Raw genomic sequence first — 12,491 nt, forward strand, 5'->3', positions numbered from 1 at the left:
CACGGCCGTCCTCGGCCCACTGCAGGACCTCACGGACGCTCCAGCCGGGGCGCGGGCCGCTCGGCGTGAGCTGGCGCTGCCAGCGGTCGAAGCAGCCCTGCTCGCCGGCGGCGCGCACCCGGGCGCCGTACCGGGCGTCCTCGGCCCACAGCCGCCAGGGGCGGGGCTCGAAGGCGTCCCGTACGGCAGCGGCCAGCTCGGCCTCGCCCTCGGGGGTCTCGGGGAACCGGGCCAGGACGGCGGGCGCCAGGGAGGCCAGGCCCTCGTCGTCGTCGCGCAGGGCGAGCTCGTCCAGGGCCCAGCGCCAGTTGCCGCCGACCGCGGCGTAGCTGCGCAACAGGAGCAGCGCGGCGTCGCGCCCGTAGGAGGCGAGGTGGCCCAGGACGGAGAGCGCGAGGCCGGTGCGCTCCTCGCGGGTGTCGGTGCGGTCGTCGGGGTGGAAGAGGTGCCGTTCGATCTCTTCGAGGCCGCCGTCGAGCTGCATGTAGAGGCGTGCGTAGTACAGCGAGCGGTTCTCCAGCTGCCAGTCGCGCCGGGGGTCGCTCAGCACACTGTCGTTGAGGGCGGCCAGGGCCTCGGCCCGGGGCGCCGCCAAGGCATGCAGGGTCCCGTCGCCGCGGCCTCGCTGGAGGAGGCCGAGCAGGGTGCCACTGGGCGCTATGTCTGGATCGAACATGAGGTCAGCATCCGGTGCGGGGGACTGGCTGGCAACGGGATTTCCGCTGACGGGCATTCTTGCCGGTGTCCGCGGGCCGTATGCGTCGTTCCCCAGGGTGGATCGGCGGAACGACTGCCGTACGGCGGCCGAAGCCTAGCCCGGAGCGACGGATTCCGCAGCGTCCGGGCGGGTTGCCAAGGCGCAGCCGGGGGCATATGCCATGCGCACCACCGTATCGGGTCATGCCAAATCCCTTACGCGCGGTCGCAGCCTGTGCAACAGTCGTTACCGGCCCTTCCATCAGACATGGCCGACGAGGCCACAGACATGGCCGACGAGGCCACAGACATGGCCGCGCGCCGCCTGATATCGGAGTACGTCATGCCGTCCCATCTCTTCGCGGACCATCATCCCGCCCAGCCGCCCGAGCGCGGCGCGGTCGACGCACTCATCTCGCAGGCCCGCCGGCTCCGCGGTGGCCTGGACGCCGTGCGCCGCGAGGCCGCCGCCGAAGGTCACCCGGACGAGGACGCCCGGCTGCGCTGGCAGCGTGCCCTGTACGACCTCGCGGTCCACCACCTCGACGACCTCGGCGGACATCTGGACCAGCTCAGAGAGGGACTGCCGACCGGGCCCGTGGACGGCCCGGACGAGCCCCTGCCGCGTCCCGCGGCCCCGGCAGGGCCCGACCCCGAGGCGCACGCCCGCGGCTCGCTGCTGACCCGCGTGGGCAGCGCGGAGTGGAACCTCCTCACCGACGAGGCCAGCTGGTCCGAAGAGCTGTTCGGCATCTTCGGCCGGGAGCCCGCCGACGGGCCGCTCACCCTGGACGAGCTGCCCTCCCTGATCTTCTCCGACGACCAGCCGCTGGTGACCGCGATGGTCACGGACTGCCTGGTGGACGGCAAGCCGATCGACGGCGAATTCCGCATCGTGCGCGCCGACGCGAGCGTGCGCACGGTGCACATGGTGGGCGAGCCGGTGCTCGACGCCGACGGCAGCACGGCCTGCATGTGGGCCGTGCTGCGCGACGTCAGCGAGCTGCGACGCAGCCAGAGGGCGGTGCGCGAGACCCGTGACTCGCTGCAGCGTCAACGGCACATCGCACAGACCGAACACCGGCTTGCGGTCGAGCTGCAGGAAGCCGTGCTGCCGCCGTGGCGCGGCTCCCTGCGGTTCCCGCACGGCGGCCCGGTCGCCCTGGACCTCGCCGCCCGTTACCTCCCTTCCGGCTCCAGCGCCCTCATCGGCGGCGACTGGTACGACGCGCTGCAGCTGCCCGACGGGCGCACGCTGCTGAGCGCCGGCGACCTCACCGGGCACGGCGTGACCGCCACGTCGGGCATGGCGATGCTGCTCGGCGCGCTGCGCGGCATGGCCGTCTCGGGCCAGGAGCCGGGCCCGCTGATGGGCTACCTCAACCAGCTCCTGGACGCCTCCGCGCAGCCCGCCCTGGGCAGCGCGGTGTGCTGCCGCTTCGACCCGGCCACCCGCAGGCTGGACTGGGCGCAGGCCGGGCACCCCGCCCCGCTGCTGTTCCGGGACGGGCAGGGGCAGGCGCTGCAGCCGCCGGAGGGCGTGCTGCTGGGCGCGACCTCCGGGGCCGTGTACACGCAGCGCAGCGTGCAGTTGCAGCCGGGCGACCTGCTCGTGCTGTACACCGACGGGCTGGTGCCCCGGCGCCGTACGCCCGACGCGGACAGCACGCACGAAGGCGCGGAGCGGCTGCTCGCCCTCGCCCCCCGGTTCGCCGCGGCGCGGAGCGCGCAGGACAGCGTCCGAGCCGTCGTCGAGGAGTTCGGCAACGCCGAACGAGAGGACGATGCCTGCGTGTTGATCGCGCAGGTCGGTGAAGAGGGACGATGAAGAGCCCCGACGGGGGCTGACGGTACCGCCGGAAACCGCCCCGAGGTCCTGGGGGCAGCATCTCCCGCGGTGGTACGGAGGTCGCTCAGACCTGCCCGTTGCGGTCCTTCGGCTTCTTCTGCTTCGGCAGGGCGAGCCTGATCTCCTCGCGCAGGTCCTGGACCTTGGCGTAGTCGGCGTACTGCCCCGTCAGGCGGTACATCTCGCGCAGCCGGTCCCAGGTGCGGTGCGAGGAGTTCTCCCCGATCGACACCAGTGCCAGCCGCGCGTACCGATCCGCCTGTTCGGGATCGTTGGCGATGAACAGGGCGGAGGCCAGCGACAGATAGTCGAAGATCTGCGAGCGCTGGTAACCGTCCCTGCGCAGCGCCAGCGCCTGCCGCGCGTGCCCCTGGGCGAGCTTGGCGGCTTTGGGGTCGTGCTCGGCGAGCGTGCGGTACGCCAGTGCCTGCATCCCGTGCAGGTCGGCCTCGTCGAAGCTCTGCATCCAACTGGGCGGCGGCACGTCCCGCTTGTCCGAGACGAACAGCTCCTCGGCCTCGCCGAGAGTGCGCCGCATCGCCTGCCCGTGGCCCTTCGACGCCTGCGCCCACGCCTCGATCGTGTGCAGCATCGCACGCGTGCGCGGCAGGGTCTCGTCGCCGGAGCCTGAGTGGGCGAGGTTCATCAGGTCCAGGGCGTCGTCCGGGCGGCCCAGGTGGACCATCTGGCGCGCCGCCCGGGACAGCGCCTCCCCGGCCCGGGGGCGGTCGCCGCCCTCACGGGCCGCGTGCGCGGCGATGACGAAGTACTTCTGCGCCGTGGGCTCCAGGCCCACGTCGTGGGACATCCAGCCGGCCAGGACGGCGAGGTTGGCCGCCACGCCCCACAGCCGCCGCTGGAGGTGTTCGGGATGGCGGTAGGCGAGCATTCCGCCCACCTCGTTGAGCTGGCCCACCACGGCCTTGCGCTGCAGCCCGCCGCCGCGGGCCGCGTCCCAGGCGCGGAAGACCTCCACCGAGCGCTCCAGCGCGTCGATCTCCTGGGAGCCCACGGGAGCCGCTTCATAGCGGTCCAGGCCGGTCTGGTCGAGGGTATGGGGGCCGAGAGGGTTGTCGGTACGGGGTGCGTCGGCTGCCAGGGCCGGGTCGGCGTGCAACCAGTCGTACATGGCGCTGCTGAGCGCGGAGCCGGCGGCGAGCGCCGCGCCCGCGCCCACCAAGCCGCGTCGGTTGAGCATGAGGTCCATTCCCATGAATTCCGTGAGGACCGCAGCCGTACGGTCGGGCGGCCACGGCAGGCCATCGGCGCCCTGCCGCTTCCCCGCGCGCCCTGAGCGTGCGAAGCCGAGGTCCTCGGTGGTTACGACACGGCCGAGGCGCTCGGTGAACAGGGATGCCAGGACCTTCGGCACCGGATCGCGCGGGGTCTCCCCCATGTCGATCCAGCGCCGGACTCGGGACGTGTCGGTCGCCAGCTGCGGGTGGCCCATGGCCGCCGCCTGCCGGTTGACCAACCTCGCCAGCTCGCCCTTCGACCAGCCGGCGAGCTGGAAAAGGTCCGCGAGACGGGTGTTCGGCTCCCTGTTCACGTCAAGCCCCCAGGTTCCTCGACTGAGTTGACAGTAACCGGCCGTCATGTGCCGGGCGAGCATTCGCCAGGGTTCGCCAGGGTGCGCCAGATGGTCTGCCACCCGTAGTCGCGTGTTCTGTAGAGACGCAGCCCCCGGCCCGGTGGCGGAAACGCATTCCCCAGGGTGTCGCAACCCTCACCGGGCCGGTGGCGCAACGCCACTCGTCGGCGCACGAAGGGACCTCATCCACCCATGTACGCAGCATCGTCCGCCGCGACCGCCCCGACCCGGCCGTACCGCCCGCAGCCCACGGGCAGCGGTCCGTACCTCGATCCCGCTCACTCCTCGGGAATGGCCGCCGGGCCTCCGGGCGGCCGCCTCCGGCGCCCCCAGGGAGCAGCACCACAACCGCTCAGCGGGAGACTCGATTTGTCCGGCCCCCAGGGCGCGCAGTTGCGCGCGGCGGTCGCCTCGGTGCAGCGCATCTGTCCGGAGTTCAACCCCGTCCAGGTACTGCGGCGGGGCGGGAAATCCGTCCTTCTCGTCGGCACGACCGGGCGCTCGACCGCGGTGGCGAAGTGTTTACTGGACCACTCGCCGGCCTGGGTCGAGCGGTTCCGGCACGAAATAGCTGCGTATCGCGCCTTCGTACGCCACCGTCCGCCGGTGCGCGTGCCGAGGTTGGTCGCCGCGGACCCTGACGACTGCACGCTGGTCGTCGAACGCATGCCCGGCCGGGTCGCGGCCGTGCAGCGGCATCCCACGGAGGCGCCGCCGCGTGCGGACGTCCGGGCCGCGCTCGGGGCGATCTGCCGGATCAACCTCTGGCGCCCGCCGGCCGGGATGTTCGACGCCCCCCTGGACTACGCGAACCGCATCGGGCGGTACCACGATCTCGGCCTGCTGACCGACCGGGACCTGGGCGACCTGCAGAAGCTGATGCACGGCATCGCGCACTCCCCCGGCCAGTTCTGCCACGGCGACGCGCTGCTGAACAACGTCCTGCTCTCGCCGGCCGGCCCGGTGCTGCTGGACTGGGAGCACGCCGGCTGGTACTTGCCGGGCTACGACCTGGCGACCCTGTGGTCGGTGCTGGGGGACGCGCCGGTCGCCCGCCGCCAGATCAGTCAGCTCGCGCAGGCCGCGGGCCCCGCCGCCCGGGACTCCTTCCTGGTCAATCTGATGCTGGTGCTGACCCGGGAGATCCGGCGCTACGAGACCGCGGTACAGCGGACCATGCGGGATGAAGTGCCGCCCGGTCCCACCGGTCAGGGACAGCCGGGGGCGCCCGCGGCGGGCGAGGAACAGCGCCTGCTGCTGCGGCGGCTGCACGACGACGCCCAGATGGCGCGGCGTGCGGTACGGGCGGCGGTCGGCACCCGCTGATCCGCCGACGGGGGGAAAGGGAGCGGCGCGCCTGTACTGGGGCGCGCCGCTCTTCTCTGCGCGCTCCACGGAGGAGCGCGCCGCTCCTGTATGTGCGGCGCCGCTCTCCTGTACGCGCTCCGCCGCGGCAGGGTGGCGTACGGTGGCGCGCTCCGGGGCATCACCCCCGAGCACCCCTGTGGCGGTGCGGATTCCGAGACGGTGCACGGCCCGGCGTTCCCTCCGGCATTGGTCCATTCCACTGACGCGTCCCAGGCCCGGAGCCCGGTGCGCGAAAACTTCTCCGGCCCCGCGCCGACCTGCGAAATCGGCCGGTCGCGGGGTGATTGACGGATCGTCGGTGAACCGATACCTCTTGACAGGTTCCCGCACGCCCAACGGCGCACCATCCGCCACACCGCCCGGTACGGGCCGGCCCGAGGAGGCTGCATTGCGAGGATCCGCCCCTGTCGGCGTCGCCAGACGCGACGCCCCCCGAACCCCCCGCAGGACGACGAGGAGGGCCGGTACCGCTGTCGCGGTGGCCGCCCTCCTTCTGCCACTGGTCTCGGCCGCGCCCACCGCCACCGCGGGCTCGGACACCGGTTCCCTCCAGCGTGCCTTCGCCGACGCGTCCGCCCGGTACGACGTGCCGCAGAGCGTGCTGCTGGGCGTCGCCTACCTGGAGTCCCGCTGGGACGGGCACCAGGGCGCGCCCAGCGTGTCCGGCGGGTACGGCCCGATGCACCTCACCGACGCGCGGACCGCGCTCGCCCGGGAGGCGCCGCACCACAGCGAGGGCACCGAGGACGCCCGCGGCGACGACGCGCGCCCTCGCAAGACCTCAGAGGCGAAGCTGCCGAAGACCTCGCAGTTGCCGGCGCGGCTGCGGACCCTGCCGAAGGCCGCGGCGCTCACCGGCCTGTCCGCGCGCGAGCTGCGCGAGAACGCCGCGGCGAACATCAGCGGCGGCGCCGCCCTCCTCGCCGACCAGCAGCGCCGGCTCGGCCTGAAGACGAGCGCCGACCCCGCCGACTGGTATGCGGCGGTGGCCCGTTACTCGGGCGCGAGCGAGGCGAAGAGCGCCACCGTCTTCGCCGACCAGGTGTACGACGTGCTGCGCGGCGGCGCGTCCCGGACGACCGACGCGGGCCAGCGCGTCACCCTCGCCAAGTCCCCGGGCCTGACCCCCGACCGCGCCCAGACCCGCGTACTGGGCCTGCGCAAGGCGGAGTCCGGGGAGACCGAGTGCCCGCCGGAGGTGGCGTGCGAGTCGGTGCCCGCTCCGTACCAGGAGCTCGGCGACGACGACTACGGCAACCACGACCTGGCGGACCGCCCCCAGGACCAGTCCGTCGACTACCTCGTCATCCATGACACGGAAGCGACGTGGGAGACGACCCTGAAGCTGGTGCAGGACCCGACGTACGTGTCCTGGCACTACAGCCTCCGGTCCTCCGACGGGCTGATCGCCCAGCACGTCCCGACCAAGGACGTCGGCTGGCACGCGGGCAACTGGTACATCAACTCCCGCTCCATCGGCCTGGAGCACGAGGGCTTCCTGGTCGCGCCGGACGCCTGGTACACGGAGGCGATGTACCGCACCTCCGCGCGCCTGGTGCGGTATCTGACGCGCAAGTACGACATCCCGGTGGACCGGCAGCACATCCTCGGGCACGACAACGTGCCGGGGACGACCACCGCCTCGATCAAGGGCATGCACACCGACCCGGGCCCGTACTGGGACTGGGACCACTACTTCGACCTGCTGGGCAGGCCGCTGGCGCCGACCGCGGGGCCGCACGGCGGCCTGGTCACCATCCGCCCGGAGTACGACGAGAACCAGCCTGCGTACACGGGCTGCGAGAAGGCGGGCCAGCCGTGCGCCGCGCACGGCTCGGGCGCTGTACGCCTGTACTCCGCGCCCAGCGAGGACGCCCCGCTGATCAAGGACGAGGGGCTGCACCCGGGTGGCGGTGACTCCACCGCGGGGGTGAACGACACCGGCGCTCGTGCCAGCACCGGCCAGCAGTTCGCGGTCGCGGACCGGAAGGGCGACTGGACGGCGATCTGGTACCTCGGCCAGAAGGCGTGGTTCCACAACCCCGGCGCGGAGCCGACGGCGGTGCACGCCAGGGGCTGGGTGGCCGTCCCGAAGGCGGGCCGGACGGAGATCCCGGTCTACGGGCGGGCCTACCCGGAGAAGGCCGCCTACCCGGCCGGCGTCCCGGTCCAGGCGGTCTCGCCGCTCCCGTACGCCCTCAAGGCCGGCCAGCGCTACACGGTCGGCGGCCGGACGCTCGGCGAGTACTTCTACGCGCCGACGTTCGACACGAGCAAGCACGCGGTGGTGCGCGGCAAGGACGCGTACTACGAGATCCAGGTCGGCCACCGGGTCGGCTACGTCCGCGCGACGGACGTCGACATCCGCAGGTCGGACCGCTAGACGGGACGCGGCGGCCGGCGGGTCCTTCCGGGCCCGCCGGCCGCCGTGCCGTGTCCGCCCTCAGCGCCCGCCGGCCACCTTCCGGCTGCGCTGCTCCTGGCCGGGGCCGCCGTACGGGTAGTCGGCGGCACCCGGGTCGCTCACCTTGTCCAGCCGGTCCCGTTCCTCGTCCGACAGCCGCAGGCCGGCCGCCGCGAGGTTGTCGTCCAATTGTTCAACGGTCCGCGCGCCGAGGATCACCGAGGTGACGGCCGGGCGGTCGCGTACCCAGGCGAGGGCGACCTGCGCCATGGAGACGCCGCGCTCCTCGGCCACCGCGCGCACCTCGTCGACGACGGCCCAGGTGCGCTCGACGCGGCCGCGCCGGTCGTACGCCTCGACGCCGCGCTCCGGGTTCTCGCCGAGCCGGGTGGCGCCGGCGGGCCGGGCGTCCCGGCGGTACTTGCCGGTCAGCCAGCCGCCGCCGAGCGGGCTCCACGGGAGCAGCCCGAGCCCTTCGGAGGCGCAGGCCGGGGTGATCTCCCATTCGATCTCGCGGGAGAGCAGGCTGTACTGCGGCTGGAGGGTGACCGGGCGGGCCAGCCCCCGGAAGTCGGCGATGTCGACGGTCTTCTGGAGCTGCCAGCCGGTGAAGTTGGACAGCCCGATGTAGTGGATCTTGCCCTGGCGCACCGCGTCGTCGAGGAAGCGGAGCGTCTCCTCGATGGGCGTGAGCGGGTCCCAGGCGTGCACCTGGTACAGGTCGACCGTCTCGACGCCGAGCCGGCGCAGCGAGGCGTCCAGCGCGCGGTGCAGGTGGCGGCGGGAGAGCCCGGCGCCGTTCGGATCCTCGGCCATGGGGAAGCGGCCCTTGGTGGCGAGGACGACGCGGTCGGTGACGTCGGCGGGGCGTGCGGCGAGCCAGCGCCCGATGATCTCTTCGGACGCGCCGGCGGTGTAGACGTCGGCGGTGTCCACGAGGGTGCCGCCGGCTTCGACGAACCGGTCCAGCTGGGCGTGTGCGCCCGCCTCGTCGGTCTCGTGGCCGAACGTCATGGTGCCCAGCGCCAGCGCCGAGACGCCGCAGCCGCTGGGGCCGAGGGTGCGGTACTCCATGCCGATTACTCCTTCCGTAGGCCGGGCGGTCACAGGGCGAGCCAGACGGCCTGGTCCGGCGCCAGCCGGCCGTCCGCGAGCGGGCCGCTGGCCAGCAGTACGGTCTCGTGCGCGGGCAGGGTGTACGGCTCGGCCGAGAGGTTGACCACGCAGAGGAAGCCCGGCTCGCGACGCAGGGCGAGCACGCCGTCCGGCGCGTCGAGCCAGGTCAGCGTTCCGTCGCCGAGCGCCGGGTGGTCGCGGCGCAGGCGCAGGGCGCGGCGGTAGAGCGCCAGCATGGAGTCCTCGTCGCCCTCTTGTGCGGCGACGCTCAGCTCGCCCCACTCCGGGGGCTGCGGCAGCCAGGGCGCGCCCGCCGCGCCCTCCGGGCTGAAGCCGTACGGCGCGTGCTCGCCCGCCCACGGGATCGGCACGCGGCAGCCGTCCCGGCCCCGGTCGGTGTGGCCGGAGCGCTCCCAGCACGGGTCCTGGAGCACGTTCTCCGGCAGGTCCTCGACCTCGGGCAGGCCCAGTTCCTCGCCCTGGTAGATGTACGCGCCGCCGGGGAGGGAGAGCATCAGGAGGGCGGCCGCGCGGGCCCTGCGGGTGCCGAGTTCAAAGTCGAGCGGGCCTTCGGGCCGGTAGACCTCGTTGGCGACCCACTTCTTCACCACCTTGCGGCCGAACCGGCTGGGGTGGCGGACCACATCGTGGTTGGAGAGCACCCAGGTGGCCGGCGCGCCGACCGAACCGAGGGTGGCGAGCGAGGTGTCGATGACCTCGCGCAGTTCCTTGGCGTCCCAGGGGGTCATCAGGAAGTCGAAGTTGAACGCCGTGTGCAGGCCGTCAGGGCGTACGTAGTTGGCGAGGCGGTCGGGGGCGTGCGTCCAGGCTTCGGCGACGAACTTCCGGTCGCCGGGGAATTCGTCGGCCACGCGGCGCCATGCGCGGAAGACCTCGTGCACCTCGTCGCGGTCCCAGTGGGGGTGGTCGAGTCCGCCGTGCGGGGCCAGCGCGTTCGGGTCCTCGCGGGACGGCAGGTCGGGCAGCTCGGGGTGCTTGATCAGCCCGTGTGCCACATCGATGCGGAATCCGTCGACGCCGCGGCCGAACCAGAACCGCAGGATGTCCTCGAACTCCGCGCGCACTTCCGGGTGTTCCCAGTTGAGGTCCGGCTGCTCCGGGGCGAACAGATGCAGGTACCACTGCCCGTCGGGCAGCCGGGTCCAGGCAGAGCCGCCGAAGCAGGACTTCCAGTTGTTGGGCGGCTCGGCGCCGTCAGCGCCGCGGCCGGACCGGAAGATGAAGCGCTCCCGCTCGGGGCTGCCCTGTCCGGCGGCCAGCGCTGCCTGGAACCACGCGTGCTGGTCGGAGACGTGGTTGGGCACGATGTCGGGGATGACGCGGATGCCGTTGCGGTGGGCCTCTTCAATGAGTGCCTCGGCCTCGGCCACGGTGCCGAACCGCGGGTCGATCTCCCGGAAGTCGGCCACGTCATAACCGTGGTCGGCCTGCGGCGACTTGTACCACGGGTTGATCCAAATGGCGTCCACGCCGAGCGACTTCAGGTACGGCAGCCGCGAGCGGATGCCGGCGATGTCACCGATGCCGTCGCCGTTCCCGTCGGCGAAGCTGCGGATGTAGACCTGGTAGATGACGGCGTCGCGCCACCAGGGTGCGGTGCTGGTCATGGGTTACGTACTCCTTGTACGGGGCGGTCCGGGCTACTTCGCGGCGCCGGCGGTGAGGCCGGCGACGATGCGGCGCTGGAAGAGCAGCACCACGATGACGAGCGGTACGGTCACGAGCACGCCGGCGGCCATCTGGCTGCCGAACGGCGTCTCGAACTGGGTGGCGCCGGAGAACTTGGAGATCGCGACCGGCGCGGTCTGCATCTCCGGCTTGTTGGTCATGGACAGGGCGATGAGGAATTCGTTCCAGGCCGCGATGAAGGTGATGATCGCGGTGGTGAACAGGCCGGGCGCGGCGAGCGGGACGATGACCCTGCGGAACGCCTGGCCGCGGGTGCAGCCGTCGATCATGGCCGCCTGTTCCAGCTCTTCGGGCAGCTGCCGGAAGAAGGCGGTGAGGTTCCAGACCGCGAGCGGCAGGGTGAAGGACATGCTCGGCACGATCATGGCCTGGTAGGTGTTGATCCAGCCCAGCTCGACGAAGAGCTTCAGCAGCGGCACGGCGATCGAGACCACCGGGAACATCGAGGTGGCGATGATCACGGTGAGCACCAGCCGCTTGAGCCGGAACTCCAGCCGGGCCATGGCGTACGCGGTGAAGGTCGCGAGCAGCAGCGCCAGGCAGGTGGTCACGCCCGCCACGACCAGGCTGTTGAGGAGGGCGCGGGTGAAGGCCTGGGAGGGGTCGAAGACGGCGCGGTAGTTCTCCAGCGAGAGCGGCGCCGGGAGCAGGGAGTTGTCGAAGATGTCGGAGGTACGGCGGAGGCTGGAGACCAGCATCCAGTAGAACGGCGCGAGGCAGTAGGCCACCACCGCGGCGACGCCCGCGTACAACAGCCACTTGCGGAGGCTTGCCGGGATCGTCATGCCGCAACCTCCTGACGGCGGCGCGGCAGCAGCCGGCGGCGCCGGGGAGCCGCGTCGTCCTCCCCGACGACGTCGGCGCCGAGCAGCCGCACGAAGGCCAGCGCGATGAGGAAGACGTACACGAAGAGCAGCACCGCGTAGGCGGACGCCGGGCCGAACCGTACGTTGGCGGCCTGGTCCTGGGCGAGCATCGAGAGCGTCTCCACCGAGGTCTTCTGCGCACCGATGAGGAGGTACGGCAGGTCGAACATGCGCAGCGCGTCCAGCGTGCGGAACAGCACGGCCACCAGCAGCGCGGGCTTCACCAGCGGCAGTGTGATGTGCCAGAACCGGCGGAGCATCCCGGCGCCGTCCACGCGGGCCGCCTCGTACACCTCCTTGGGGATGACCTGGAGGCCGGCGAGGACGAGCAGGCCGACGAAGGGCGCGGTCTTCCACACGTCGGCGATGATCACGGCGGCCTTGGCGTGGAAGCCCTCGGTGGTCCACAGGACTTGACGGCCGAGGAGCGCGTTGGCGATGCCGTTGCTGTTGAAGATCCAGCGCCAGAGGAGGCCGGTGACGGCTGTGGGGATGGCCCACGGGACGAGGATGCTCGCGCGGACCAGGGCACGGCCGCGGAACGCCTGGTGCATGATCAGCGCCATGGTGACCCCGATGAGGGTTTCCAGGAGGACGGTGCTGACGGTGAAGAACGTGGTGTTCCAGAAGGCGTTCCAGAAGCGGCTGCCGGCCTCGCCGAAGATCGCGGCGAAGTTCTGCAGGCCGACGAACGGCTCGCTGTCCTCGACGAATCCGGTCTTCGGGTCCAGGCCGCGGGTGCCGTAGAGCGACTGCTTCAGCGCCACGAGCGTCGGGTAGAGCACGACGACCGCGAGGACCAGCAGGGTGGGTGAGACCAGGAGGGTGGCGAGCCGGGCGGTGCCGGCGGTGGCCCGGGCCGGGCGGCGCCGGGCGGGCGGGGCGGGTGGC

8 protein-coding genes and 1 pseudogene are annotated in these 12,491 nt (G+C 72.4%); 3 read left to right on the top strand and 6 right to left on the bottom strand.

Annotated features, from left to right (window positions below):
• Positions 1-676, bottom strand: a pseudogene (locus ABT381_RS32540) (HEAT repeat domain-containing protein); the annotation flags it as partial.
• A 363-nt stretch (positions 677-1,039) separates the two neighbouring features.
• Between ABT381_RS32540 and ABT381_RS32545 the strand changes: the two are divergent.
• Entirely contained in the window at positions 1,040-2,524 is a 1,485-nt protein-coding gene (locus ABT381_RS32545) for a PP2C family protein-serine/threonine phosphatase (protein ID WP_351600595.1), read from the top strand.
• An 85-nt stretch (positions 2,525-2,609) separates the two neighbouring features.
• Here the strand turns inward: ABT381_RS32545 and ABT381_RS32550 are convergent, their stop codons facing one another.
• Positions 2,610-4,094: a DNA-binding protein NsdB gene (locus tag ABT381_RS32550; RefSeq protein ID WP_351600583.1), complete on the bottom strand. Its 1,485-nt coding sequence runs from the start codon at positions 4,092-4,094 to the stop codon at positions 2,610-2,612.
• A gap of 234 nt (positions 4,095-4,328) precedes the next feature.
• On the opposite strand from ABT381_RS32550, the gene ABT381_RS32555 reads away from it, so the two are divergent.
• Together ABT381_RS32555 and ABT381_RS32560 are read left to right on the top strand one after the other, a co-directional pair.
• A complete protein-coding gene (locus ABT381_RS32555) occupies positions 4,329-5,462 on the top strand; it encodes an aminoglycoside phosphotransferase family protein (RefSeq protein ID WP_351600585.1) in 1,134 nt (377 codons plus the stop codon).
• Positions 5,463-5,892: 430 nt separating this feature from the next.
• Entirely contained in the window at positions 5,893-7,887 is a 1,995-nt protein-coding gene (locus ABT381_RS32560) for an N-acetylmuramoyl-L-alanine amidase (protein WP_467754688.1), read from the top strand.
• A 60-nt stretch (positions 7,888-7,947) separates the two neighbouring features.
• On the opposite strand, the gene ABT381_RS32565 is transcribed toward ABT381_RS32560, so the two are convergent.
• The 4 genes from ABT381_RS32565 to ABT381_RS32580 all read right to left on the bottom strand — a co-directional run.
• Positions 7,948-8,982 (bottom strand): aldo/keto reductase, encoded by a 1,035-nt coding sequence (locus ABT381_RS32565; protein ID WP_351600588.1) that lies wholly within the window; start codon positions 8,980-8,982, stop codon positions 7,948-7,950.
• A gap of 29 nt (positions 8,983-9,011) precedes the next feature.
• A complete protein-coding gene (locus ABT381_RS32570; protein WP_351600589.1) occupies positions 9,012-10,652 on the bottom strand; it encodes a glycoside hydrolase family 13 protein in 1,641 nt (546 codons plus the stop codon).
• A gap of 33 nt (positions 10,653-10,685) precedes the next feature.
• Positions 10,686-11,519, bottom strand: coding sequence for a carbohydrate ABC transporter permease (locus ABT381_RS32575; RefSeq protein ID WP_351600591.1), 834 nt, complete (start codon positions 11,517-11,519; stop codon positions 10,686-10,688).
• Positions 11,516-12,491 (bottom strand): carbohydrate ABC transporter permease (locus ABT381_RS32580; protein ID WP_351600593.1); only part of this gene is annotated, 976 nt, incomplete at its 5' end. The genes ABT381_RS32580 and ABT381_RS32575, both read right to left, overlap by 4 nt.

This window comes from Streptomyces sp. NPDC000151 (assembly GCF_040301705.1).
Lineage (GTDB): Bacteria > Actinomycetota > Actinomycetes > Streptomycetales > Streptomycetaceae > Streptomyces.